Consider the following 23,673-nt stretch of genomic DNA (forward strand, 5'->3'; position numbering starts at 1 on the left):
CCCCCTCGCGCTCAGCGCGCCGGATGCTCCCCGGCCGGACGGCTCCCGGCGAGCATCCGGCGTACCTGCTCATGCGAGACCCCGGCGCTCGTACCGATCTTGCGCAGGCCCCACCCCTCACCCCGCGCGTCCGCCATCGCCACCATCAGCGCCGCACCGGTCACCTCTTCCAGCATCGCGCGCAGCTCCGCCAACCGGCGCAGCCGCACCGCAGGCGCCAGGTCGGCGATCTCCCGGCAAAAACGATCAACATCAGCACGCAGGAACGCTACACCCTCAGAATCTGCCATCGGGCAAGACTGGCCTGGTCAGACCTGCAGTGTCAACGGATGTGACACTAAACCCGGTTCGCCGTTCCACTCCTACTGGCAGGCCCTATTGAAGCTGCGCCTTGGTGATCGTGTGTTGCCGGGGTCACGCCCTTAGCCAGGGGGCGGAGCGGTAACGGCCTGCAGAGCGGCGCTCAGGGCGCGCGCCTGCGCCGGCGACTGAGCGGCCTCACCGAGTGCGATGGTCCCGTCGCCGCGGTGCAGCGTTACCACGCCTTCCTGCAGGGTTACGGCGTCGAAGGCGCCCCCGGGCAACCAGACGCCGGGCCGGCCGTCGACATCGGTCAGCGACGGCACCACCATGCCCGTGGCCGCCTGGGCGGCGGCGAGCTGGTGGCGCAGCGTCTGCAGTTCGCGTTCGGCCATCTCCAGTCGGGTTTCGGCGGTGGCCTGCTCCAGCCGCGCCTGGTCACGTTGAGCCTGTAGCCGTTCGCGTTCGTCCTCGAAGCGGCGCTGCCGGCTGTCCAGATCCTCCCGTACGGCGCGGGTTTCGGCGCGGGCCTGCTCGGCGGCCGTCGTGGCCTGATCGAACTGTTGCCGGGCGGTGGCCAGGTGTTCGCCGGCCTGTTCCAGCTGTTCGTTCAGGCGGTGCAGGTCGGCACGGGCCTGGTGCAGTTGACCGTCGCGCTCGGCCAGGGCGGCGCCGCGTTGTTCGGCCAGGGCGGTGACGCGGGACAGATCCGCCTCCAGGGCGCGCAGTTGCTCGGCTTGGCGCGAGGTCAGGCTCTGCTCGTCGTGCAGCTGGGTGGTGAGCTGACCGATCTGCATGCCCAGGCGCTCGGCGTTGGCGCGGGCTTCGCTGTGGATGCGGTCGCGATGCTCCTCGGCCGCGCGCTGAGCGTCGAGGGCTTCCTGCTGCGCGTGCAGGGCGGCGTCGCGTTCCTGTTCGGCCGTCTGGCGGTCGGCCTGAGCGGCGCGCATCGAGGTGCGGGCCTGCTCGGCGTCGGCTTCGGCCTGCTGCACGCGCGTCTCGGCCTGGGCCAGCTGGGTGGCGATGGCCTCCCCCACCTGCTCCAGGCGCTCGTCCAGCCGACGCAGGTCCTCCAGCTCGGCGGCCAGCTGGGCGTCGCGCTGGTGCAGAGCGAGGCGGATCTGACCGGCCTCAGACGCGAAGAGGCTGACCGCCGTGTGCGTGGCCAGCGCGGCAGGGGCGCTGTCGGCGGCGCGGCTGGCCTCGTTGCCGCACAGCTTGCAGCAGTACTTGCTGGGGCGACCACCCTTGCCGGGCTCCCGCTCAGGCTTGGCCCGCCCGCAGCCCGGCCGGGCACACTGTCGCAGCACATCGTCGGTGGCGAGCGCCAGGCAGTCGCGAGTGTGGCCACGCCCGCCTCGCACACGCTCATCCACGCCCAGCCCCTGAGGCGCTGGCTCCTGGGCCGGCGCCGCCGGGTGGGAGGGGTCCTGACCGCGGGTGGGCGGCTCGCCCGGATCTACGCTGATCTCCGTCACGCCATCAAATTAGCATCAGCACATGCTCTATCGAGCCCCCATTTAGCATTTCGCACCTGCGATTCACTTATGATCACCGAGAAGTGCAGTTCTCAAAGATCATCTCTGCTAGGGTAGGGAGCGTGACCGAGTCCGACACGACCTCCGGGCCGATTGCCCGACTGCTCCCCACCGCCGCGTTCCCCGCCCCTGCCGCAGGACTGGCGCCGGTCGCTCCTGCACGCGACCCGTACCTGCTCTACCTGGGACGCCTGGGCAGTGCCGACTCCCGGCGCGTGATGCGGATCTGCCTGGACCACATAGCACGTATGCTCACCGGCGACCACCTCGACAACCCCGCGGTGACCGGCCAAGGTCAGCCTTGGCACCACCTGCGCTACGAGCACACCGCCTGGATCCGCGAGCAGATCGACCAGATGGACTGGTCACCCGCCTACCGCAACAAGCACTTGGCCGCCCTACGCGGCGTGCTCAAGGAAGCCTGGAAACTGGGCCTGCTCAGCACCGACGACCATCAGCGTGCCGTCGCCCTGGCCCCGTTCACCGGCCACCGGGAGCCGGCCGGCCAGCACGTGCCCGACACCGTCATCGGCGCCCTCATCGCCGCCTGCGACGCCGACCGCTCCCCCGCCGGCGCCATCACCAGCGCGGGGCTCCGTGACGCGGCCATCATCGCCGTCCTGGACGCCTGCGGCCTGCGCCGCGCCGAACTGGTCTCCCTCCAGTACGCCGACTACGACCGGTCCCGCCGCATGCTCACCGTCATCGGCAAGGGCGACAAACAGCGCCGTATCCCCGTCAACTCCTTCGCCGCCCGCCGCCTGGAGGCCTGGCTCGCCTCCCGCGGCACCCACCGCGGCCCGCTGTTCCCCCGTCTCACCCGCGGCGGCGCGGTACGCCGCACCCCCGACGGCCGCCCCTGGCAGATGAACCCCCAAGCGGTACGCGACATCCTCGCCAAACGCACCGAGCAGGCCGCCACCACGCCGGTACGGCCGCACGACCTGCGCCGCACCTTCATCTCCAACCTCCTGCCACAGGCCGACGCGATCATGACCGCCCGCCTGGCCGGCCACGCCAGCCCCAGCACCACCCTCCGCTACGACGTGCGCCCCGACGAAGAGGCCCGCGACGCCGTCGAACGCCTCCGCGTCCCCACCGTCACCCCCCTGCTGTCCACCGCACCTGCGGAGCCGCGCCCTGACGCCACGACGTGAAGGACCAGGATCAGCCTTCTCATCCGTGGACATGGAAGACACACAAACACGGACAACTACCCCGGAGATCTAGCATGTCCATGCCTTCAGCGCTGCCCCGCGGCTTCTCCTGTGAGCACACGAGCGCGAGAGGCAGAGTCTTCGCACTCGTCGAGCCTGCGCAGCAGCTGTGCCATGTCAACGCCTTCGCCCTGTTGGTGATCATCCTGGCTGGGCGGAGTATGGCCGACCGTACCGACAATCCGCGTACGGCACGTTTCTGCCGCCGGGGGTGAGCCAGCGGCTCTCATACCTGCACAGTTCCGCACCAACCACATCCGGGAGACCGCCCGGATGGTGCTACGCGCGGTACCCATCACCGAGCAGGCCCGCCCATCCGTCACGGACCTGCGTCCGATGCCCGCGGTCGGCTTCGAGGGACGCGGCCAGCGCTCGTGAGGTCTGCTCGGCTGGCGACAGCGCCGCGACGCGGTCCGGAAGCTCGGTGTGCCTGCTCCTGTTGGCGACGCTCCTGTTCGCGTCGTTAGGCCGCCCAAGCCACGCTCTGGTGCTCCGCCTCGGTCGTCCGAAGATGGAGCCGTTCCTGGCTTTCGGTCCGGCGCCTGGACGACGAACCGGGTCCCGCTCAGCGGCAGCCCGCCGGTGAGCAGCAGGCTCGTCACGGCGAGCCTGGCCAGGACAAGGGCCGCGGCGGCGTACGGGATCGGGCGGGACCGCCGGGCTACGAGCGCGGCCGCGGCGGCCATGACCGCGAGGGCCGGCAGCATGTCGGTGAGGAAGAGGGCTGGGCCATCGCGCGTCAGTCCCACAGGGCGATCGCGGCGAGCAGCGCGGCGGCGGGGAGCAGCAGCCATGGCTCGGCCAGGACGAGCCCGGCCGTGAGGAGCAGCGCGAACCACGCCAGCCCCTTCGCCGCCCGCCGCCTGGCCTTGTTCTTCTTCCCGGGCTTGTGCTCGCCGCGAACCGTGGACGAGATGTCGTCAGTCGTTGTCATGCCGCCCACTGTGCCCGCGACCGCCTGCCGCTCGCGTCGGTGAAACCTGCCTACGCGGGAGAGGTAGGCAGTCATCGCCGACGCGGTCGCGGCCGGCCCGGCGGCACTGTGAGCCCATGGACGGACTCGCCGAGGCAGAGGAGATCGTGATGCGCGTGCGGCATGCGGACGGAAGGTGGTCGGCCCGGCCGATCTGGGTGGTGGTGATGGACGGTGTCGCCTTCGTTCGTTCCGCGTTCGGTCACCGGAGCGGGTGGTACCGCAGGGTGCTGGCGGGTGCGGCGACGGAGATCGAGCTGGACGGGACGACCGTCCCCGTACGGCTCGCGCCCGTGGACGAGCCCGCGCTGGTCGAGCGAGTCTCCCGCGCCTACCGCGCCAAGTACGGCCTGAGCTGGCCCGGCCCCGTGCTGACGATCACGGGGCCGGAGGCCAGGTGCACCACCATGCGGCTAGCGGATGCCGGGGAGGTCTCTTAGCTGCCTGCGGGAGGTGAGGCCGAGCTTGCGGAAGATGTTGCGCAGGTGCGCGTCCACCGTGCGCGGGCTGAGGAACAGCTTGGCCGCCACCTCCTTGGAGCTCGCGCCGTCGGCGACCAGCCGGGCGATGTGCAGCTCCTGCAGCGTGAGCTGGTCCGACGCCTGCGACGAGCGGCTTCTCGCGTGCTCGCCGGTGGCGCGCAGCTCGGCCGCCGCGCGGTCGGCGAACGCCTGCGCGCCGAGGTCGGACAGCAGCTCGTGGGCCGTGCGCAGCCGCTCGCGGGCCTCGCGCCGCCGTCCCTGGCGGCGCAGCGACTCCCCGTACAGCAGGTGCGCGCGGGCGCGGTAGATCGCCATCGGGGTGGCGTCGAGGTGGTCGACGGCCTCGCGGTAGGCGTCCTCGTCCTCGGTGACCAGGGCGCGGGAGTACGCCTCGACGCCGAGGCCCCACGCCTGCCGACCGGCTCGCGCACGTTCGGAGAGCGTACGCAGCGCCGAGGCGGCGAGGTCGGTCTCGCCGCAGCGTACGGCCGCCTCGACCAGCTCGGGCAGCGCCAGCCCGGACAGCCCGAGGTCGCCGTGCGCCACGGCCTGCCGGGCGGCCTCCAGCGCCGCCCGGTAGTCGGCCAGGCCGTTGTTGAGCACGCTCGTCGCCCACTGGACGCTGAGGCTCATCCGCTGGCTCGCCGCGAGCACGCTGTCGAACAGCTCGGCCGCCTCCTCCCGGCGGCCGCGCATGGCGGCCAGATGGATGCGCGGGTAGACCAGGGGCGCGGCGCCGGTGGCCGCGGCGATGGCCTCCTCCTCAGAGATCATCTCCGTCGCGGCGCCGAAGTCGCCCGCATGGACAGCGGCCGTGGCCGCCATCGCGAGCCCGATCGGCAGCAGGTGGAACGAGCCGGACTCGCGGCCCGCCGCGACGACGCGGGCGGGGATGCCGTTCAGGGCGTCGTGGTCCCACAGCTCCACGGCCAGCATGAAGCCCATCGACGGCCAGCGGGCCCACACTTCGTCACCGGGGTTCCCGACGGCCGGCCCGAGGACGGGCGCCGCGGCCAGGTGCCCGTCGGTGACCAGGGTGACCAGGCCGTCCAGGACGGCGTCGGCGCTGGTGGGCGGCTCGGGCGCGGGCGGGGCCTTCCGGGCGGCCGCCACGACCGGGCCGAGGCCGCCGATCAGGATGCCGGTCTCCATCGCGTCCAGGTAGCAGGCCCGCGACCAGGCGGGGTCGAGCCCGGCCAGGCGGGCGGCCGCGCTCAGCAGGTACGTCGTGGGCCCCTCGCCGCCCCGGCGCCGGGCGAAGGAGAGCTTCCCGCGCAGGAGGTCGATCCTGGCCCGTTGCCGCTGGTCGAGCGGGGCGGTCTCGGCGGCCGTGAGGAGTTCGGCGGCCACGTCGTACGCGCCGACCGAGAGCTTGGCCTGGGCGGCGGCGAGCACGCGCTCGGTCCGCAGGTCGGGGGTGAGGGTGAGCGCGGCGGACCGTTCCAGGAAGGCGGCGGTGGCGGCCAGGCCGCCCCTGGCCTGGGCGCGGGCGGCGGATCGTGCCAGCTCGGCCGCGACCTGCTCGTCGGGGCCCGTGGTGGCCTCGGCGCGGTGCCAGGCCAGCCGGTCGGGGTCCGCGGCCGGGTCGGTCACCGCGGCCAGCGCCTCGTGCGCCCGCCGCCGGTCCTCCGCCGAGGCGGCCCGGTAGGCCGCCGACCTGGCGAGGGGGTGGCTGAAGCGGATCCTGGTGCCGAACTCGACCAGCGCCGCGGCCTCCGTGCCGGCCGAAGCCTCGATGCCGAGCCGCTCGGCCGCCCGCCACAACAATCCCGGGTCGCCGACCGGGTCGGCCGCGGCGACGGTGAGCAGCAGCCGGGCCTGCGGCGACAGCAGCTCCAGCCGGGCGCGGAAGCTCTGCTCGATCACGCCGGGCACGGACGGGGGCAGGGCGAAACCGCCCGCCATCCCGGCCAGGCCGGCGCTTCTCGGCAGCTCCAGCAACGCCAGCGGGTTGCCGCGCGCCTCGGCGAGGATGCGGTCGCGTACACGCTCGTCCAGCGGCGCGCGGATCGCGGCGGCCAGCAGCGCGCGGGCGTCGAGCTCGGACAGGCCCTTCAGCTCCAGGGCCGGCAGCTCGCCGAACTCGGGCAGCCGGTACGGCTCCCGTACCGACAGCAGCAGCGCCACCCGCTCGCCCGCGACCCTGCGCGCCAGGAAGGCGAGCGCCCTCGCCGAGGCGTGGTCGAGCCACTGCGCGTCGTCGACCAGGCACAGCAGCGGACGTTCCGGGGACGCCTCGGCCAGCAGGCCCAGGGTCGCGACGCCGACCAGGAAGGGATCGGGGGTGCCGGTGTCCAGGCCGAAGGCGATCTCCAGCGCCTTGCGGTGGGGGCCGGGCAGCGCCGCCACGTCGCCCAGGAGCGGCGCGCACAGCTGGTGCAGGACGGCGAACGGCAACTCCATCTCGAACTCCGCGCCGAAGGCCCGCACGACCAGGAAGTCGCCTGCCGCCCGCTCGGCGTGCCGCAGCAGCGACGTCTTGCCGATGCCGGGCTCGCCGCGCAGGACCAGGGCTCCGCCCTGTCCCTTCCGGGCCGCGTCGAGCAGCGCGTCCACGCGTGCGATCTCTTCTCGTCGTCCGACCAGCGATGCGTCCATATGCTGGCAATCCTTGCGTAATGACGTAGGTCATACGTAGGCGGGTCGGTCCCGGATAGGTGAGAACCACCGACGCGAGCGTTCCCCGGCCGCTGCGAGTGTCATGGCCATGAGCAGCGCTTCCGTCTCCCCGGCCACCGCCACGACGGGCTGGACGCCGCTGGCGGCCCTCGCCACGGCTCAGTTCCTCGTGGTGCTGAGCACCTCGATCGTGAACGTCGCGCTGCCGGAGCTGCGCGCCGGGCTCGGGCTCGATCCCGCCGGGCTGTCGTGGGTGGTCAACGCCTACGTCCTGGCCTTCGGGTCGCTGCTGCTGCTCGGCGGCCGCTCCGGCGACGTGTACGGCCTGCGCCGCGTCTTCCTGACCGGCGCCGCCCTGTTCGCCGCCTCCTCGCTCGGCGCGGCGCTCGCGAACGACGTCGTCACGCTCATCGTGGCCAGAGCCGTCCAGGGCGTCGGCGCGGCGCTGCTGGCGCCCACCGCGCTGGCCATGGTGCTGACCCTGTACCACGACGGGCCACGAAGCGGCGCCGCGCTCGGCGTGTGGGGCGCGGTCTCCGGCGTGGGCGGGGCAGCGGGCGTGCTGCTCGGCGGCCTGCTCGGCGACGCCTACGGCTGGCGCTCGGTGTTCTGGGCCATGGTCCCCCTGGCCGTGGCGGTGCTGGTGGCCACCTGGCGGCTGCTGCCCGCCGACCGGCCGCGCGGCGGACGGCTCGACCTGCCGGGCGCGCTGGCCGTCACCCTGGGGCTGACCGCTCTCACGTACGGGGTGTCCGGCGGCGTCTGGCCCGCCGTGGCCGCCGGGGTGCTGCTGCTCGGCCTCTTCCTCCGCCTGCAACGCCGGTCGGCCGATCCGCTGCTGCCCGTACGGATCCTGCGGGCCGGGCCGATCGGCGCGGCGAACGTGCTGATGGCGCTGCTCGGCGCGGTCTGGCTCGGCCTCTTCTTCTTCCTGCCGCTCCACCAGCAGCGCGTGCTCGGCTACACGCCGATGGAGGCGGGGCTGACCCAGCTCCCGCTCGCGCTGACGATCACGCTGGCCTCCTGGGCGACTCCCCGGCTGACCCGGCGGCTGTCCGGCCGGGTCGTGCTGGCCGGCGGGCTGCTCCTGCTCGCCGCCGGGCTCGCCTGGCTCGCCCGATCCCCGTCCGGCGGGACCTTCGTGAACGCGCTGCTCGGCCCGTCGGTGCTGATCGGCGCAGGGCTGGGAGCGGCGTTCGTCCAGCTCACCGCGCTGTCGGCGGCGGGCGTGCCGACCGCCGACAGCGGTCTCGCCGGCGGCCTCGTCAACGCGAGCCGGCAGATCGGCGGCGCGATCGGGCTCGCCGTCCTGACCACCGTCTCACTCACCGGCGGCTACCGCGGAACGTTCGCAGCCGCCGCCCTCATCGCCCTCCTGACCGTATTGATCACCCTTGTCACGATCCGAAAGGACGCCCTTCGATGACTGAACTGTCCAAGCCGTACCTCACCGGCCACTTCACCCCGGTCACCGATGAGATCACCGCTCGCGAGCTGACCGTGCGCGGCATGCTGCCGCCCGAGCTGAACGGCCGCTACTTCCGCAACGGCCACAACCCCAAGCCGGGCATCACCCCCAGCCACTGGTTCAGGGGCGAGGGCATGATCCACGGCGTGCGGCTGTCCGGGGGGCGCGCCGAGTGGTACCGCAACCGCTGGGTACGCACCCCGTTCCTGGACGGCGTGCCGTTCACCGGCACCGAGCTGGAGGTCAGCGCCGCCGCCACCAACATCATCTTCCACGGCGGCCGCTACCTCGCCCTCCAGGAGGCCAACCTGCCCTGGGAGGTCACCGCCGACCTCGACACCGTCGGCGTGTACGACTTCGGCGGCAAGCTCACCAGCGCGATGACCGCCCACCCGAAGGAGGACCCGGTCACCGGCGAGCTGCACTTCTACAGCTACAGCCCGTTCCCGCCCTACCTCACCTACCACGTCGCCTCCCCCTCCGGGGAGATCGTCCGCTCGGAGGTCATCGACGGCTCCGGCCCCTCGCTCATGCACGACTTCGCCATCACCCGCGAGCACGTCGTGTTCCTCAACTCGCCGGTGGTCTTCGACCACTCCGAGCACTCGGGCATCCCGTACCGGTGGCACGACGACGTGCCGTTCAGGATCGGGGTCATGCCGCGCACCGGCCCGTCGCGGGTGACCTGGTTCGAGGTCGAGCAGGCCGCGCTGCTGCACGTCACCAACGCCTACGTCGACCGGCACGGACGCGTCGTCGTCGAAGGCCCGCGCTACGACCGTTCGTCGTGGGAGAGCTCCTGGAAGTGGTGGATCGGCGCGCCCGGGTACGGAGTCAGCCCCGACGCGGGCTCGACCCTCCACCGCTGGATCCTCGACCTTGCCACCGGCAAGGCGACCGACGAGCCCCTGGACAACCTCGCCACCGAGTTCCCCTCCATCAACGACGACCTCACCGGCGCGACCAACCGCTACAGCTACGCCGTCGCCTTCCCCGGCGCCGGCCTGTCCGGCTACCACACCATCAAGTTCGACACCGCCACCGGACGCCGGCAGCTGCTGTCCCACGGCGAGCACCGTATGCCCGGCGAGGCCGTGTTCGTCCCCGCCGAGGGCGCGACCGGCGAGGACGACGGCTACCTGCTCACCATCGTCAGCGACCTGCACGCCGACGCCTCCCAGCTGCTCGTGCTCGACGCCACCGACATCGCGCGCGACCCCATCGCCACCGTAGAACTCCCCCGCAGGGTGCCCGCCGGCATCCACGGCCACTGGATCGAGGACAACAAGTGATCACCGGAATCGACACCTCCGCCCCCGTCGTCGCCCGCCACTCCATCACGATCGACGCGCCGTTGCGGCGGGTGTGGGACCTGCATACCGACGTGTCCGGCTGGACCGCCTGGCAGGACGACATCACCGCCGCCTCCGCCGACGGCCCCCTGGCCCCCGGCTCGGTCTTCCACTGGACCACGTTCGGGATGGAGATCGCCTCCACCGTGTACGCGGTCGAGGAGCCGTACCGCATCCTGTGGGGCGGCCCCGCGCACGGCATCGACGGCATCCACCAGTGGACGTTTACCGACGTCGACGGCACGGTTCTGGTACGCACCGAGGAGTCCTGGGACGGAGACCCCATCCGCGCCGACGCAGAGGGCATGGCCGCCGCGCTCGACGCCTCGCTGACGGCCTGGCTGGAACGCCTGAAGAAGACGGCCGAGAACGCCTGAATCCAGTTTCCAACGCCGCGCCGTTCATGAACGGCGCGGCGTTCTGCTTCCTGTGTGGTTCGGTGAACGCATGTGCCGGAATTCCCGTTCAGCATGGGCAGCCTGGGGTTGGCGTTGAACGCGGTCGTGTGGTGGAACAACCTGCATCTGGATGCGGCCGTCAGCACCTGCGCGAGCAGGGCTTCCCGGTCACCGATGAGATGTGCGCGGCTGTCGCCGATCCAGTACGACCACATCGACTTCCTGGGCCGCTACGCCTTCTTCCGCGCCGAGGCGACCGGAGGCTTGCGTCCCTTCCACGACGGCGCTCAAGAAGCCGATGACCCCTCCCTGTAGCGCAGACCGAAGCCACTCAGCGCCGTTGAGAGGTCGGTGTCACCGGCCACGAACGGCATCGCGGCTGAGAGCAGGGCGAGGCCGAGCCCTGCCCAGGCTGCCCCCATGGGAGCAGCCGGTGGAGCAGGCCTCGGTCAGCAGTGCAAGGACATGCGGGTGGAGCTGCTGACTCGGGCGCCGGCGCTTGTATCGTGGGGCGATGTATCCCCCGCTCGAGCCCTATGACCACGGACACCTCGACACCGGTGACGGTCACCTCATCTACTGGGAGGTTTGCGGCAACCCTGAGGGCAAGCCTGCGCTCGTCGTCCATGGCGGCCCTGGCGGGGGCTGCACGCCAAATCAACGCCGCGGCTTTGACCCCGAGCGTTACCGCATCATTCTGTTCGATCAACGCAACTGCGGTCGGAGTCTGCCGCATGCCAGTGACCCGGCTGTTGATCTGAGCACCAACACCACCCAGCATCTGGTCGCTGACATGGAACGGTTGCGTGAGCATCTCGGTGTCGACCGGTGGCTGCTTTATGGCGGGTCGTGGGGATCCACGCTGATGCTTGCCTACGCCGAAGCCCACCCGGCGCGGGTGTCGGAGATGGTCATCTGCGGCGTGACCATGACCCGCCGCTCTGAGATCGACTGGCTCTACCGTGGTGTGGGTCGCTTCTTCCCCGAGCAGTGGCAGCGCTTCCGCGAGGGCGTCCCCGAGAGCGAACGCGACGGTGATCTGCTGGCCGCGTACGCGCGGCTGATGTCCGACCCCGACCCTTCCGTACGCGCCAAGGCCACTCACGACTGGGTGGCTTGGGAGGATGCGGTGATCTCCCTGGAGGTCAACGGTAAACCGAACGCCTACAGCGACCAGCCAGAGGCCGATCTGCTGGCCTTCACCCGCATCTGCGCCCATTACTTCTCCAACGCAGCCTGGCTGGAGGAAGGCATCTTGCTGCGCGATGCGCACAAGTTGGCCGGCATCCCCGGTGTGCTCATCCACGGCCGCTTCGACCTGGGCTGTCCGCTGGAGAACGCCTGGCTATTGGCCCAGGCCTGGCCCGATGCCCGGCTCGTCGTGGTGGATGACTCGGGGCATACCGGCAGTAGCACCATGGCCAAGGCCGTTCCTGCTGCCTTGGACGGCTTCGCGAGCTGAGTCGGGCCTGGCTCACTGGTCAGTAAGCGCAAGATCGACGAGGCCGCCTACGACAGGCTGCACCAAAGACCGTGTTTCCTCGCCGTCAGGCTCGTGCGCCCGTGACCGCCGCAGCGCAGACAGCGTCGCCTCTACGATCATGTAGGTCACCCGGCTCAGGCCGCATGGTCTTCGACCGCCTGGAGTCCTCATGCCCCTACGACGTATGTCCGACCGGCACGTGATCGGCATCGTCGACGTCCCCGCCGCTGGCCGCCATGAGGTGCTGTTCAGCAACTCCTCCGGCACTGCCATCCGCCCTGGCCGGGCGTTGCGCCGGCGGACGTAGGCGCCGATCGCCGCGTTCTGCTCGTCATGCCTGCGGTGGTCGGTGCCGTTCAGCGTGTAGGAGCGCAGCGGGCGACTCTGATTCGATCCAGTTCAGGGTTCACCGCCGAAGGTCGATTACGTGTCCGACATTCGGTGATGGGCCACTAGCTGAGCGCTCATGGGGACGCGAGCCGTTGTGGGAGCCGGGTGTGTCCTCCTGGGGAGGGACAGCACCGTGCAGAATTAGTTAACCTCCTTTCCAGTTCCTCGTGAACGGAGGTATCGGCATGCGCCGTCTGGCCGCGCTCGTCTCCTTACTCCTCCCCCTCCTTCTCCTGCCCGTCCCCGCACAGGCCGCTGCGACCCCGCTGCAGGTCTACGGCGCCTGGCACTGCGGTGATGACGCCTGTATCTGGGGCAACGTCCGCAGCCCAGCAGACTTCGACGCAAAGAACCACTGGCTGATCGACCGAGGAGACGGCCGCCCCTCGGTCAACCTCGTGGTGCTCAGCTTCGTCCACCCGGTCAAGTTGCTGCACAAGACCACCGACACGCAGACCCTCGACGGCGTGCCGCGTGGCATGACCGCTGACATCGTGAACTACTTCACCAGCCGTGGAATCCGGGTGATGCTCTCCATCGGCGGCATCACGTACACCACCGCGTGGAACTCCGCCCTGGCGGAGAATGCGGCGCAGTTCGGGCGCAACGCGGCCGAGGTCGCCCAGCGGCTCGGCGTCGGCATAGAGATCGACTACGAGGAGAACAGCAGGCCCGACCTGGCCGGCCTGCAGGCTTTCGTCGCCGCCTACCGCTCCGCCCTGCCGTACGACGCGAGCGGTGCGAACCCAGCCGCCCGGCTGACCATCGACCTCGCCGCCGGTGACCGCTGGCTCATCGACATCACCAGGAAGGCGACCGCGGACTGGCTGCGCACCGACACCCCGGTCCTGGACTACGCCAACCCGATGGTGCCCGCCCAGCAGCCCAGGAGCTCCGACGCCATCGCCAACTGGCAGGAGCACATCGACGGCAAGACCACCTACTCTCCGCCGATCCCGTCGCTGGCTCCGGCCAAGTTCACCGGCGCGTTCTACATCGCTGAAGGAAGCAAGGTCCGCGCCGAATGCACGAACTTCAGCACCTCGCTGCAGAAGTCCACGGGATCGTTCGTCCAGACGGCCGCGCCGAAGGGGGCCGGACTCACTTCCGGCATGCTCGGCTACATGTTCTGGGCCGCCGAACGCCCCTCCACAAGGGGCGTGACCACCGCACCTCCGAACTCCTGCGAGGGAGGAGTGGGCGGCGGCGCCACCGCGTACGCCATCCCCCTCCCGATGCCCGCCCTACGGCAAAGCTGACCACCTCCCGGGACCGGCCCCCCGGCGCCCTGGCCGAAGGCCGCGCCGTCCGAGCCCTCATGTGGCGCTGGACTCGCCTGGCTCTCCATCGTCATCGGCGCCTTCGGCGGGCGGGTGCGCCAATCGAAGCGTCCGCCCTCCCGTGCCGTCCGGCGCCTCCTTCCAGGCCGTCGGCCATGTCCTCACCACGTCCTCGGCCACCGGCGCTAGGTGCACGCCGCCCAACGCTGCGGTCTCCAGGCCCACTGCCCTCTCGAACAAGGCACTGTCAGTGAAGGTCGCCCCACCGAACCAGGCATCGCTGTCGAAGGTCGCTCCTGCGAACCAGGCGCCGGCAAAAGTCGCGCCACCGAACCAGGCGGCACCGACGAAGGCCGCCCCAGTGAACCGAGCAGCGCGGTTGAACGTTGCTCCCTCGAACTGAGCGGCGATGCTGAAGGTGGCCCCCGCAAAGGTGGCGGGTCCGGTGAAGGTTGCTCGCTCGAACCAGGCGGCGCCATCGAAGGTCGTTCCGCCGAACCGGGCGGCTCCGTGGAAAACGGTCCCGTCGAACATGGCATCGCCGACGAAGATCGACCCGGCAAACGTGCTGTCACCTATGAAGATGCTGTCGGCGAACCTGGCTTCGCTGATATGGCAGCTACGGAAGTCGAGGTCAATGAGTGTTGCGCCGGAGAGGTCGATGCGGACGTCTGGCCAGTGACGGGCGTTGCGGTCAGCGGGACGAATCCGCCGCCAAGGACGTGCGGTCGCAGAGTGATGGCGCAGATGATTCGCAAGGATGCGCTGGGCGGCCAGGCGGACCTGCCGCTCCTCTTGGGGGTCACGGCCAGCGGGCTCCGAAGTGGTTCCCTCTGTGGGCGGAGTGAACGGCATGCGCAGGTAGGCGCAGATCACGTCCACGATCGTCTGCCGGAACTCGGGATCAGGCGTGCCCTGGGCGAGCTGCTCCAGCGCGTACAGTCCCCCCAGGCGTACCGGGGCCTGGGGGCTGCCGAGCTGCTCGACGGCCTTGCTGTAGCGGTCGGTCACGTGGCCGCGCTCGCCGAGTTGGAAGGAACGGCGGGCAGTGTCGGCGTTGCGCGCGGTGTAGAACACCGCCAGCAGAGCAGCCAGCCCGGTGGCCACGGCCAAGACCCTGCCTCGGACCGCGTCCAGCGCCGCCGCCAGATCCTTGCCGGTCAGTCCGGTCGGCCCGCCGACTGTCACCCCGTCGATGTTCTCGAGGATCCAGCGCGCCCCTGGGCCCAGCATCCAGACGATCGATGCCACCACAGCACCACCGATCATGGGGATCACGATCGAAACGGACTTCTTCGCCATGGGCCCGATGATGCGGCCGGAACCGGGCTCAGTGGACGCCGAGTGACGCGATCGTGACCCCTGCAAGGATCCTCGTGCGCGCGGACATCACCCTCGAGGAACGACGGTGGGCCGGCTGGTCGAGGGGCACGTCTGGGGGACATCAGGCACTCGTAGAGCCAGTTTCGGCCGACACCGAGTTCCAGCGCGCCCGCATCCGTTCCAAGGGCGGCGCACTCGAGTCCGTGCCCTGGACCACCGCCACCTCCCGGCTCCTGCCCCCCGGCCCGCCCGCCGCAACCGACGTGCCAACCCGTCGGACTGTGGGCGCGCTCATTGAGCGGTACGCCCTGGCCGCCGTCCGGCGACCCGGCCTCAGCTGATCGCGTGCACCACTGCGGCGATGAGCCGGTGGTTCTCCTGAGCGCCGCCCCCTCCTCCGATGGCGAAGCGATTGCGGGTGTAGCTGTAGGAGATCCCGCTTTCCGGGTCGGCGAACGATTGCGCGCCCACAGCGCCACTGTGTCCGAACGCACCGGCGCCGAGCAGGGGGTAGCGCACCGCCTGGGCCTCGAAACCCAGGAGGAAGTGGTCGGGCTCACCGGTGACCAGGTCGGTGCCGGTCGCGTGGGGCTTGGTGAACTCGGCCAGGGTCGAGGGGGACAACAACGGCGGCCGCCCGTTCGTCTCGGAGATGGCCGCGGCATACAGCGTGGCCAGGCCGCGCGCGTTGCCCACGCTTCCGGAGGAGGCGGGCCCCAGCGCGCGCACGGCCCGCGTGTTGCCGAAGTCGACCAGGTCGGTGGGCGGGGTGGCGTGGAGGTTGAAGGCGATCCCGGCCAGGCTGTCCGGCGCCGGGGCGCCCTGGTCGCCGCCACTGGCCGGCTGCGCCGGCACGTAACGAGGCTCCAGCGCCTCGGGCAGCCCCAGGTAGAAGTCCAGTCCGTAGGGAGCACGCACCCGCTCGGCGTAAATGTCCTGGATCGAGCGGCCGGTCACCCGGCGCACCACCTCGCCGATGAGCGCACCGATGACGAAGGCGTGGTAGCCGTACCCGCTGCCAGGCCGCCAGTAAGGCCTCTGCGTGGCCAGCCGCTGGGCGAGCAGCCGGTCATCGGCCAGCTCCGCCGTGCTGAACCCGCCCTCCACGCCGATCAGCCCCCCACGATGCGCGAGCAGGTCGCGCAGGGTGAGGTCGCCCTTGCCGGCCGCGGCGAACTCCGGCCAGTGCGCGGCCACGGCCCGGTCCAGGTCCAGTACCCCATCCTGGACCAGCAGCGCGACGACGAGGTAGGCCGCGCCCTTGCCGGAGGAGTACAGCGCGAACAGGGATTGGCCGGTCACGCCCGGTCCCGCCCACAGGTCCACCACCTGCCGGCCGGCCCGGCGCACGGCGAGCTGGGCGCCCAGGCCAGGTTCGGCGGCGACGGCCGCGGCGAACTCGTCCCTGACCTTCTCGAAGCCGTCGGCGACGGTGCCTCGTACCTGCATGGTGTCCACCCCTTCACGCGGCCTTGGCGGTCGGCGCGGCCAGCAGGTCCTGGAGCAGGCCGATGGTGGGGTCGTCGGCCACGTTGCCGTCCTCGCCGAAGCGTTCGTACGCACGGAAGTCGATCGCCTCGGGCTTGGTGATCACGTCGGAGTCGGTCCGGACGAAGACCTGCCGGAGGGCGCGCTGGGCGCGCACCGAGCCGAAGTTGGCCGGGGAGACCCCTCCGTGGACGTCGACCGAGACGCCGCCAGGGGCGTGCTTCTGGGCGGCGCGCAGCAGCGCGGGGGTGTGCGATCGGGCGCGCAAGCTGCCGGAGATGCCGACAATCCTGATATCGCTCATCAATGATCTTCCTTTTCGTGCAGGCGAGGCCGCCGTCGATGGCGGCGATCTGAACTGTACTGGAGAGTTCATATGAACTCAACTGTTCAGTTCAGATGACTGCTAGGGTGTGAGAGTGAGCGCAACCACCAGGCACATCCCGTCCGGAGAGCGCGCGGCCCGCAAGCGGGCCGCCATCCTGCGCGCGGCCCGCGAGGTGTTCCTGGACAGCGGGTTCGGCGCCGGCATCGACCAGATCGCCGCCGAGGCGGGCGTATCCAAGGTGACCGTCTACAACCACTTCGGCAGCAAGGAAGAGCTGTTCATCGAGGTGGTACGCGACAGCCTGGAGCAGGCGCTCGGGGAGACCCTGCACGTCATGCGCGAAGATCTGCAGGGCGGCGACGACATCCGCGAGGTTCTGGTCCGGACGGCACGCGGATGGGTGCGCGGCCTGGTCAACCGTGAGATCTCCGCCCTCCGCGCCCTGATCACCGCGGAGTCACGCCGCTTCCCCGAGCTGGGCCGCGCCTGGCGCGAGCGAGGGCCGAACCGCTTCGCAGAACCGCTCGCGCAGGCGCTGAACCAGCGCAACGACCTGCGCATACCCAACATGGATCTGGCGCTGGTGCAGTTCTACGCCCTGGTGCTCTACCCCCACATCGTGCACAGCGCCTACGGCGACACGCTGGACGAGAATTTCACCGACGAACTGATCACGACGGGCGTGGACATGTTCCTGAGCTACTACCGCGCCTAAGGCCGGGGTGCAGAGGACGGTGAGCCAGATCGTTGACGGCCACGGTGGCGTTCGAGTCGGTTGACCCAATGTCACGGCGGGCCGTACGAGCCGCATGCCGGCCGTCGGACTTCACCAAGGGTAGGCGGCGAGAGGCGATCAAGTCCCCTTGATCAGGACGTCCGGTCCGGGCAGTACCGCGGTGACGCCGGCCGCGCCTTCTGCTCCGCGATCGGGACAGGAAGTTCCCAGCCCTCGTGGACGTGATTCTCACCGAGGGCGCCATCGCGACGGTGCTCACCGGCATCCGGATGCCGCGCGTGAACTTGATGATGGAGCGGTGGATGCAGTCCTGTCGCGACGAGCTTCTCGACCGCTGCCTGATCTGAAACGAACGCCACCTGCGGCACGCCCTCGGCGTGCACGAGCACATCAAGCCCTGAACCAGCAGCCCCGCTGCGCACGTCCCTGATCCGACCCCGCCCCCGCCGGTCCCATCGCCGTCGGCGAGTCCTCTGCCAGCGGCGATACGAACTCGAATATCGGTCGTCCATCGATATCGATATTGGACAGTTCAGATGTCCCGTGATGTCCTCTGCGCATGAAGAAGGCAATCCCCCAGGCCCTCCGTTCGGGGCTGGGTGTCATCGTGGTCACCTCACTCACCCTCCTCGGCACTCCCTCGTACGCGGCCACCGCCTCACCCGCCGCCACGGCCACCGAGGTACGCCCGGGAACGACCGTGCGCGACGACCTGCGCACGGTGTTCGACACGGCCGGCGTGCGGGGCACGTTCGCGTTGCTGGACGTGTCGTCCAAGAGGACGACCGTGGTGGACCGGCGGCGCGCCGAGACGCCGATGGTGCCCGCCTCCAGTTTCAAGGTCCCGCACGCGCTCGTCGCGTTGGAGACGGGCGTGGTCAAGAGCCCCGACGAGGTGATCCCCTGGGACGGCACGCCGCAGCCCTACCCCGAGTGGGAGAAGGACATGACCATGCGGGAGGCCGTGCGCATCTCCAACGCGGCGGCGTTCCAGGTGATCGCCCGCCGCATCGGCCTCGCGCGCGAACGGCAATGGCTGCACCGGCTGGGGTACGGCAACCGGCAGACCGGGACCGTGGTCGACCGGTTCTGGCTGGACGGCCCGCTGAAGATCTCGGCGGTGGAGCAGACCCGGTTCATGGAACGGCTGGCCGCCCTGCGCCTGCCCGCCTCCCGCGCGAACCAGCGCGCCGTCCAGGACCTGATCCTGATGGAGAAGAAGAACGGGTACGCCCTGTACGCCAAGTCGGGCTGGCAGAACGCCCCCAACCCCGGCACCGGCTGGTGGACCGGCTGGGTCGAGCGCGGCGGACGCGTCTACACCTTCGCCCTGAACATTGACGTCACCGGCGACGCCGACGCCGCCAAGCGCGCCACGCTCGCCCGTCAACTGCTGCACCGGCTGAACGTCCTGCCCGCGGCGTGAGCCTCACTCCCGCAGACCACGGTGACCGTCGCACGGTCACCGTGGTCGTCACCGTTCAGGCGGCCATCTCGCTGGGCTACTTCGCGGCCATGGCGCACGTCGTCCTGCACCTGCGAGCCGACCTCGGACTGGCCGCCGGGCTGATCGGCCTGGTGCTGGCGCTGCGCAATCTCGTGCAGCACACGCTCTCCCTCCCTGTCGGGGCGCTGGTGGACGTACTCGGCCCGGTACGGATGGGCATCCTGGCGTGCCTGCTCCGCGCGGCCGGGTTCGCCCTGCTGGGCACCGTGTCCAGCCTGCCCTGGCTGATCGGCGCCGTGGTCCTGCTGGGCACGGGCGGGGCGCTGTTCCACCCGGCGGCGCAGTCACTGCTGGCCGGGCTCGCCGAACGGCGAAGGACGCGCGGATACGCGGCGTACGCGATGACGTTGCAGGTCGCGGCGGTGCTCGGCCCGATGCTCGGGCTGGCGCTGCTGAACGTCGGCTACTGGCTGGTGGCGCTGACGGCGGCGGCGCTGTGGGGCGCGGCGGCGTTCCTGTTCGCCCTCCTGCGGCACGTTCCGCGCGTACGGGTGCCGCGCGGCGTCGTCTCCGGGGTGCGAACCGTGCTGCGGGACCGGGTCTTCATCGGGTTCGCGGCCGTGTCGGCGCCCGCCATGCTGCTGACCGACCAGTCGTCGGTGGTCGTGCCGTTCGGCGGCGCGGACGCGGCGGCGGTGACCGTGTTCTCCTGCGTGCTCGCCATGGTGTCGGCCGCGGTCCAGCCGTGGTGCGCCGTGCCCGGCCGCGCCGACCGACCGCAGGTGCTGCGCGCGGGACTGGTGCTCGCCGCGGGCGGTCATCTGCTGCTGGCGGCCGGCGCGGGCGCCGGGTTGACGGGCCTGGTGCTGGTGGCCGTGCTGCACGGACTCGCCGACGGACTGTTGCAGCCGGCGGTGTTCCAGACGATCGTCCGGCTCGCCCCGCCGACACGTTTCGGGGCATATCTGGGCGTACAGACGTTCCTGTCGGGTCTGTGCGCGTTCGCCGGGGGCATCGCGGTGGGATGGTTGTTCGACCAGCGACCAGGCGGCGCGACCACGGCGCTGTCCCTCCTCGCGTTGATCGCGTGCGTGGTGGCGGCCTGCGTCCGTTCCTCGCCTGCGCACACCGGTGCTCCCCGTCACGAGATGATCGCCTGCGACGTCGAGGGCAGCGGCGGCCCGATCGCCCGCCGGGCGCCCGGGGTGCGCCCGTGTCCCCAGCCGATCTGCCGGCGGTATCCGCCCAGCAGCCCGCGCTCGGCCAGTTCCGTCACATCGGGCGGCTCCGGGAGCGGGTGCGCGGCCGGGGCCACGTAGAGGGCGTCCACCGGGCAGTACGCCTCGCACATGAAGCACGTCTGGCAATCGCCCTGCCGCGCGATCAGCGGCACCCCGTCGTCCCCGCGTACGAACACGTCCGTCGGACAGGCCTCGACGCACTTGTCGCAGGCGATGCACCGGTCGCGCAGCACGATCTCGATCACGACGCCACCGCCAGCGGCCACCCGGTCTCCGGCAGCACCCAGACCTCGTCGAGCCCGCCGGAGATCAGCCGGTGGTGCTGGGCGGGATCGGAGCCGGGATGGTCGGCGCGCTTGTGCATGCCGCGGCTCTCGGTCCTGGCCAGCGCGCTGGCGTACATCCATCGGGCGTGGGCCGCCATCGCGGCGGCCGAGCGGGCGCGCACGACGTCGGGGCCGTCGGCGTGCAGGCCCTGCCTGGCCCGCTTCCAGGTCTCGTCGAGCGCGGCCAGCGCGGGCGCGAGCCGGTCGCCGTGGCGCAGGTAGTTCTTCTCGTACGGCAGCACCTCGGCCTGGACCGCCTCGATGATCTCGCGATGCCCGGCCGGGTCGCCGCCGGTCGGCCGCAATCCGGCGCCGCCCGCCCCGCGCACGGTCCGCGTGGCCGCCCGAGCGCCCAGAGCACGGGCGTGACGGGCCGCGGCCTGCCCCGCCCAGGTGCCGGAGGACATCGCCCAGGCCGCGTTGTGGCTGCCGCCGCCGGTGAAGCCCCCGCAGATCGGTTCCCTGGTGGCCGCGTCGCCGGCGGCGTACAGGCCCGCGACGGAGGTGGCGCAGTCGTAGCCGGTCAGGCGGATCCCGCCGGTTCCGCGTACGGTCCCCTCCGCCAGCAGCGTGACGGGGAAAAGCTCGGTGAACGGGTCGATCCCCTGCCGGTCGAAGGGCAGGAAGAAGTTGGGCTGAGCCAGCCGCATCGCCTGCCTGATCCCCTCCCTCGCCTGGTCGAGGCGGCAGAGGACGCGCCCGGACAGCAGCGCCCGCGCGATCACCGACCGGCCGCGCATGCTGCCCGCGCCCTCCAGGACACTTCCGTCGGCATGGTAGAAGGTGGCGTAGGAGTAGAAGGCGGTCTTGGTCACGGAGGTGAACTCCGGAGCGATCGCGTAGGCGTTGGAGAACTCCATGCCGGACAGCTCGGCCCCGGTCTCCGCCGCGAACAGGGCGCCGTCGCCGGTGTTGACGTCACAGCCGAGCGCCTTGCTGAGGAAGGCGCAACCACCGGTGGCCAGCACCACCGCGCCCGCGCGCACCCGGTAGGAGCGGTCGAGCTGCCTGCGGTGGCCGGCCGCGCCCGCGACCGCGCCGTCCGCGTCCACCAGCAGTTCGGTGACAGGGCTGTGGTCGAGCACGCGCACCCCCGAGCGGCGCGCGCGGATGCGCATGCGGCGCATGTACTCCGGACCCTGCAGGCCGCGCCGGATCTGCCCGCCGTCCTCACCCACCGGGAAGGGGTAGCGGCTCACCTCGGCCAGCTCGTTCATGTTCGCGTACGTCTGGTCCAGGACCCGGGCCATCCAGGCGCGATCGGCGAGGTAGCCGCCCAGGGCCTCCCGGGAGGCCATCGCCGCCTCGCGGGAGGCCGGGTCGGGATCGACGTACCAGACTCCGGTGCCGGCGGCGGCGGTGGCGCCGCTCGTGCCCAGGTAGCCCTTGTCGACCAGGACGACGTCGGCGCCTGCCTCGGCTGCCTTGACGGCGGCCCAGGCGCCGGCCGGCCCGCCGCCGGCCACCAGGACGTCTGCGGTGAGATCCAGATCGGTCATGACTCCCTCCTCATGGGAGATCCGCAGGGCGGCTCGTCAGTCCTGCGCCGAAGAAAGTGACGCGACGTACCTCCTCGGACATGTCAGGCCTCCGCCAGCTCGGCCACGTACGGGCGGCCCTCGCGCCACGCCGCGACCTGGTCCGGCCGGCCGAACACCTCCAGATACTCCTCGACCTGCCGCTTGGCCTGGTCCCACAGCAGCACGGGCTCGTGGTCGGAGCCCTCGGGGCCGACGAACGGGGCCAGCGGCTCGATCACGGTGTCCAGGCTGGGGTGCCAGAACACGCCGGTCGAACGCCTGGTGACCGAACCGCCCGCGACCACCCGGTGCGTACCGGCGGACAGGCGGCCGTTCGTCCACTTGGTGAGGATGTGACCGGAGAACACCTGCAGGGCGCCGGGCACGATGGGGACCGGGATCCACTCGCCGTCGGGGCCGCGGCCCTGCAACCCGGCGTAGTCGCCACGCTGGTGCAGCACCGTGAGCGCGGAGCCGTCGGCGTGCTCCAGCAGGAGCAGCTTGTCCGGGGCGGTGTCGCCGCCGTCGTCATGGGTCCAGGTCGGGTAGTCGTTGACGACGAAGCTGGTGTAGTAGGGGCGTCCGGAGGTGGGGAAGGTGCCGGCGGGGACGCCGAGCAGGCGCGCGTACAGGGTGAGCACCTTCTCGGCCACACCGACCGAGGCGTCGTGGTAGCGCGCGGCCAGCTCCTTCAGGCCCGGCTCCTGCGGCGGCCAGACGTTGGGGTGGGCGTAGAGCTGCGCGTGCTCCTCGCCGAGCCCGGCCGCCTTCGCCTCCTCGACGCTGCCGAACTGGCCGATGACGAAACGTTCCAGCTCCAGGCGGCCGTAGTCGTCCGGCCACTGCCGCCAGCCGCGGTACGGATGGCCGGTGGGGCTGGCGAGCTGGGCCTTGTCCTCCCGGGGCAGGGCCAGGACGCGGCCGATGGAGTCGTGGAAGCCGTCGATGAGCTCGTCGGGCACTCCGTGGTTGGTCACCTGGATGATCCCTATCTGCTCGGCCGCCTCGCGGGCGGCGTCGAGCAGTTCGGGCGGGGCGTCGTCGCTGAGGGCGAGTTCGAGGTCGATGAGGGGGATCTGGGCGGTCATGCGCGGCTCCTCGTGGTCGGGCCGGTCAGCAGGAGGTCGGCGAGCAGGGCTGCCGTGAGCCCGGCCGCGGTGGGTGGTGGTCCGTCGGGCGCGGGGCTGTGTCCCTCCGAGGCGACGAGCCGGGCGGACGGCACGCGCTCGCCCAGCTCGGCCACGGCGGCGTCGCTCAGGCTGCCGCGGACGACGGTGACGGGTGCTCCCCCGGCGGCGAGCCGGGCGAGCCCTTGCCAGAGGTACTCGGCGTCGTCCGAGGGAGCGGGATGCCCGGGCAGGGTTCCGATGAGAACGAGCGCGGGGACGAGGTGCGGGTGCCGGGCGGCCAGCGCGGCGGCGGCGAGCGCGCCGAGCCCGGTCCCGGCCACCGCCTTGGTCTGCGGGGCGAACGATCTGATCGCCTCGGCGATGGGCAGCACCAGTTTGCGGGGCGCGTAGACGGCGCTGTGGCGGCTGGAGCGGCCGTGGCCCGGCAGGTCGAGGGCCAGCGCGGGACGGCCGAGCCCGGCCAGCGGGCCGTCCCAGTCGCGGGCGCTGCCGCCGGCGGCGTGCAGCACGACGACTTCCGGCGGTCCCGACCCCCAGGCGACGCCGCTCACGTGGTCCCCGGTGGAGACGGTGACCCATCGGCGCTGCACGGGGCCGGGCAGACCGGCGAACTCGTGGTCGGACATGGTGCTTC

At 71.4% G+C, this 23,673-nt stretch carries 23 protein-coding genes and 1 pseudogene; 13 read left to right on the forward strand and 11 right to left on the reverse strand.

The features are described from left to right. Positions 1 to 11 precede the first annotated feature (11 nt). Positions 12 to 290: a hypothetical protein gene (locus ACFYYW_RS43180; RefSeq protein WP_387658809.1), complete on the reverse strand. Its 279-nt coding sequence runs from the start codon at positions 288 to 290 to the stop codon at positions 12 to 14. 132 nt (positions 291 to 422) lie between these two features. After that, on the reverse strand, positions 423 to 1,778 hold the full coding sequence (locus tag ACFYYW_RS43185; RefSeq protein WP_387658812.1) for a hypothetical protein: 1,356 nt from the start codon (positions 1,776 to 1,778) through the stop codon (positions 423 to 425). 122 nt (positions 1,779 to 1,900) lie between these two features. Between ACFYYW_RS43185 and ACFYYW_RS43190 the strand changes: the two genes are divergently transcribed. Next, positions 1,901 to 2,995 carry a tyrosine-type recombinase/integrase gene (locus ACFYYW_RS43190; protein ID WP_387658814.1) on the forward strand — a complete coding sequence of 365 codons (1,095 nt, stop codon included), beginning with the start codon at positions 1,901 to 1,903 and terminating at the stop codon, positions 2,993 to 2,995. 799 nt (positions 2,996 to 3,794) lie between these two features. Here the strand turns inward: ACFYYW_RS43190 and ACFYYW_RS43195 are convergent. Continuing rightward, entirely contained in the window at positions 3,795 to 3,989 is a 195-nt protein-coding gene (locus tag ACFYYW_RS43195) for a hypothetical protein (protein WP_387658817.1), read from the reverse strand. A 116-nt stretch (positions 3,990 to 4,105) separates the two neighbouring features. Here ACFYYW_RS43195 and ACFYYW_RS43200 point away from each other — a divergent pair, with 116 nt between their 5' ends. Beyond that, positions 4,106 to 4,468 carry a DUF2255 family protein gene (locus tag ACFYYW_RS43200; RefSeq protein ID WP_364393809.1) on the forward strand — a complete coding sequence of 121 codons (363 nt, stop codon included), beginning with the start codon at positions 4,106 to 4,108 and terminating at the stop codon, positions 4,466 to 4,468. Here ACFYYW_RS43200 and ACFYYW_RS43205 read toward each other — a convergent pair. Next, positions 4,442 to 7,108, reverse strand: a complete 2,667-nt coding sequence (locus tag ACFYYW_RS43205) for an AAA family ATPase (protein WP_387658821.1) — start codon at positions 7,106 to 7,108, stop codon at positions 4,442 to 4,444. The genes ACFYYW_RS43200 and ACFYYW_RS43205 overlap by 27 nt on opposite strands. A gap of 109 nt (positions 7,109 to 7,217) precedes the next feature. Here ACFYYW_RS43205 and ACFYYW_RS43210 point away from each other — a divergent pair, with 109 nt between their 5' ends. From ACFYYW_RS43210 to ACFYYW_RS43240, 7 genes are all read left to right on the forward strand, one after another. Beyond that, entirely contained in the window at positions 7,218 to 8,555 is a 1,338-nt protein-coding gene (locus ACFYYW_RS43210) for an MFS transporter (RefSeq protein WP_387658824.1), read from the forward strand. Beyond that, positions 8,552 to 9,889 carry a carotenoid oxygenase family protein gene (locus ACFYYW_RS43215; RefSeq protein ID WP_387658827.1) on the forward strand — a complete coding sequence of 446 codons (1,338 nt, stop codon included), beginning with the start codon at positions 8,552 to 8,554 and terminating at the stop codon, positions 9,887 to 9,889. The genes ACFYYW_RS43210 and ACFYYW_RS43215 overlap by 4 nt, the downstream gene beginning before the upstream one ends. Beyond that, complete coding sequence (locus tag ACFYYW_RS43220; RefSeq protein ID WP_387658830.1) at positions 9,886 to 10,326, forward strand: SRPBCC family protein; 441 nt, start codon at positions 9,886 to 9,888, stop codon at positions 10,324 to 10,326. Before ACFYYW_RS43215 ends, ACFYYW_RS43220 begins: the two co-directional genes overlap by 4 nt. Before the next feature lie 72 nt (positions 10,327 to 10,398). Further along, positions 10,399 to 10,662, forward strand: a complete 264-nt coding sequence (locus tag ACFYYW_RS43225) for a Tn3 family transposase (protein ID WP_387658833.1) — start codon at positions 10,399 to 10,401, stop codon at positions 10,660 to 10,662. A gap of 199 nt (positions 10,663 to 10,861) precedes the next feature. Continuing rightward, positions 10,862 to 11,809 carry a prolyl aminopeptidase gene (pip, locus tag ACFYYW_RS43230; protein ID WP_387658835.1) on the forward strand — a complete coding sequence of 316 codons (948 nt, stop codon included), beginning with the start codon at positions 10,862 to 10,864 and terminating at the stop codon, positions 11,807 to 11,809. 190 nt (positions 11,810 to 11,999) lie between these two features. Beyond that, the gene (locus ACFYYW_RS43235) at positions 12,000 to 12,137 is read left to right on the forward strand and encodes a hypothetical protein (RefSeq protein ID WP_387658838.1); all 138 of its coding nucleotides are present in this window, start codon (positions 12,000 to 12,002) and stop codon (positions 12,135 to 12,137) included. Between the two features lie 268 nt (positions 12,138 to 12,405). Next, on the forward strand, positions 12,406 to 13,479 hold the full coding sequence (locus ACFYYW_RS43240) for a hypothetical protein (RefSeq protein WP_387658841.1): 1,074 nt from the start codon (positions 12,406 to 12,408) through the stop codon (positions 13,477 to 13,479). Between the two features lie 57 nt (positions 13,480 to 13,536). Here the strand turns inward: ACFYYW_RS43240 and ACFYYW_RS43245 are convergent, their stop codons facing one another. From ACFYYW_RS43245 to ACFYYW_RS43255, 3 genes are all read right to left on the reverse strand, one after another. Continuing rightward, the gene (locus ACFYYW_RS43245; RefSeq protein ID WP_387658843.1) at positions 13,537 to 14,802 is read right to left on the reverse strand and encodes a pentapeptide repeat-containing protein; all 1,266 of its coding nucleotides are present in this window, start codon (positions 14,800 to 14,802) and stop codon (positions 13,537 to 13,539) included. 354 nt (positions 14,803 to 15,156) lie between these two features. After that, positions 15,157 to 16,272, reverse strand: coding sequence for a serine hydrolase domain-containing protein (locus tag ACFYYW_RS43250; protein WP_387658845.1), 1,116 nt, complete (start codon positions 16,270 to 16,272; stop codon positions 15,157 to 15,159). 13 nt (positions 16,273 to 16,285) lie between these two features. After that, positions 16,286 to 16,615: a hypothetical protein gene (locus ACFYYW_RS43255; protein ID WP_387658848.1), complete on the reverse strand. Its 330-nt coding sequence runs from the start codon at positions 16,613 to 16,615 to the stop codon at positions 16,286 to 16,288. 115 nt (positions 16,616 to 16,730) lie between these two features. Here ACFYYW_RS43255 and ACFYYW_RS43260 point away from each other — a divergent pair, with 115 nt between their 5' ends. The 4 genes from ACFYYW_RS43260 to ACFYYW_RS43275 all read left to right on the forward strand — a co-directional run bounded on the left by ACFYYW_RS43260 (position 16,731) and on the right by ACFYYW_RS43275 (position 20,141). Further along, positions 16,731 to 17,354, forward strand: a complete 624-nt coding sequence (locus ACFYYW_RS43260) for a TetR/AcrR family transcriptional regulator (protein ID WP_387658851.1) — start codon at positions 16,731 to 16,733, stop codon at positions 17,352 to 17,354. A gap of 236 nt (positions 17,355 to 17,590) precedes the next feature. Next, entirely contained in the window at positions 17,591 to 17,722 is a 132-nt protein-coding gene (locus ACFYYW_RS43265; protein WP_387658853.1) for a hypothetical protein, read from the forward strand. Positions 17,723 to 17,934: 212 nt separating this feature from the next. Continuing rightward, positions 17,935 to 18,801 carry a class D beta-lactamase gene (gene blaOXA, locus ACFYYW_RS43270; RefSeq protein WP_387658856.1) on the forward strand — a complete coding sequence of 289 codons (867 nt, stop codon included), beginning with the start codon at positions 17,935 to 17,937 and terminating at the stop codon, positions 18,799 to 18,801. Beyond that, positions 18,798 to 20,141, forward strand: coding sequence for an MFS transporter (locus ACFYYW_RS43275; RefSeq protein ID WP_387658859.1), 1,344 nt, complete (start codon positions 18,798 to 18,800; stop codon positions 20,139 to 20,141). The genes blaOXA and ACFYYW_RS43275 overlap by 4 nt, the downstream gene beginning before the upstream one ends. Before the next feature lie 14 nt (positions 20,142 to 20,155). On the opposite strand, the pseudogene ACFYYW_RS43280 reads toward ACFYYW_RS43275, so the two are convergent. The 4 genes and pseudogenes from ACFYYW_RS43280 to ACFYYW_RS43295 all read right to left on the reverse strand — a co-directional run. Beyond that, positions 20,156 to 20,329, reverse strand: a pseudogene (locus tag ACFYYW_RS43280) (4Fe-4S binding protein); the annotation flags it as partial. Continuing rightward, positions 20,305 to 21,888: an FAD-dependent oxidoreductase gene (locus ACFYYW_RS43285; RefSeq protein WP_387658861.1), complete on the reverse strand. Its 1,584-nt coding sequence runs from the start codon at positions 21,886 to 21,888 to the stop codon at positions 20,305 to 20,307. The pseudogene ACFYYW_RS43280 and the gene ACFYYW_RS43285, both read right to left, overlap by 25 nt. 83 nt (positions 21,889 to 21,971) lie before the next feature. Then, a complete protein-coding gene (locus ACFYYW_RS43290; protein WP_387658864.1) occupies positions 21,972 to 22,997 on the reverse strand; it encodes a 2-oxoglutarate and iron-dependent oxygenase domain-containing protein in 1,026 nt (341 codons plus the stop codon). Continuing rightward, positions 22,994 to 23,665, reverse strand: a complete 672-nt coding sequence (locus ACFYYW_RS43295) for an alpha/beta fold hydrolase (RefSeq protein ID WP_387658867.1) — start codon at positions 23,663 to 23,665, stop codon at positions 22,994 to 22,996. The genes ACFYYW_RS43290 and ACFYYW_RS43295 overlap by 4 nt, the downstream gene beginning before the upstream one ends. Positions 23,666 to 23,673: the final 8 nt, after the last annotated feature.

Origin of the sequence: Nonomuraea sp. NPDC001831 (assembly GCF_042892035.1) — a bacterium.
Classification (GTDB): Bacteria; Actinomycetota; Actinomycetes; order Streptosporangiales; family Streptosporangiaceae; genus Nonomuraea.

Coding starts and splice junctions, on each gene's coding strand:
- ACFYYW_RS43180 (WP_387658809.1), bottom strand. CDS start 290: ATGGCAGATTCTGAGGGTGTAGCGTTCCTGCGTGCTGATGTTGATCGT.
- ACFYYW_RS43195 (WP_387658817.1), bottom strand. CDS start 3,989: ATGACAACGACTGACGACATCTCGTCCACGGTTCGCGGCGAGCACAAG.
- ACFYYW_RS43200 (WP_364393809.1), top strand. CDS start 4,106: ATGGACGGACTCGCCGAGGCAGAGGAGATCGTGATGCGCGTGCGGCAT.
- ACFYYW_RS43205 (WP_387658821.1), bottom strand. CDS start 7,108: ATGGACGCATCGCTGGTCGGACGACGAGAAGAGATCGCACGCGTGGAC.
- ACFYYW_RS43210 (WP_387658824.1), top strand. CDS start 7,218: ATGAGCAGCGCTTCCGTCTCCCCGGCCACCGCCACGACGGGCTGGACG.
- ACFYYW_RS43215 (WP_387658827.1), top strand. CDS start 8,552: ATGACTGAACTGTCCAAGCCGTACCTCACCGGCCACTTCACCCCGGTC.
- pip (WP_387658835.1), top strand. CDS start 10,862: ATGTATCCCCCGCTCGAGCCCTATGACCACGGACACCTCGACACCGGT.
- ACFYYW_RS43235 (WP_387658838.1), top strand. CDS start 12,000: ATGCCCCTACGACGTATGTCCGACCGGCACGTGATCGGCATCGTCGAC.
- ACFYYW_RS43240 (WP_387658841.1), top strand. CDS start 12,406: ATGCGCCGTCTGGCCGCGCTCGTCTCCTTACTCCTCCCCCTCCTTCTC.
- ACFYYW_RS43245 (WP_387658843.1), bottom strand. CDS start 14,802: ATGGCGAAGAAGTCCGTTTCGATCGTGATCCCCATGATCGGTGGTGCT.
- ACFYYW_RS43250 (WP_387658845.1), bottom strand. CDS start 16,272: ATGCAGGTACGAGGCACCGTCGCCGACGGCTTCGAGAAGGTCAGGGAC.
- ACFYYW_RS43255 (WP_387658848.1), bottom strand. CDS start 16,615: ATGAGCGATATCAGGATTGTCGGCATCTCCGGCAGCTTGCGCGCCCGA.
- blaOXA (WP_387658856.1), top strand. CDS start 17,935: ATGAAGAAGGCAATCCCCCAGGCCCTCCGTTCGGGGCTGGGTGTCATC.
- ACFYYW_RS43285 (WP_387658861.1), bottom strand. CDS start 21,888: ATGACCGATCTGGATCTCACCGCAGACGTCCTGGTGGCCGGCGGCGGG.
- ACFYYW_RS43290 (WP_387658864.1), bottom strand. CDS start 22,997: ATGACCGCCCAGATCCCCCTCATCGACCTCGAACTCGCCCTCAGCGAC.
- ACFYYW_RS43295 (WP_387658867.1), bottom strand. CDS start 23,665: ATGTCCGACCACGAGTTCGCCGGTCTGCCCGGCCCCGTGCAGCGCCGA.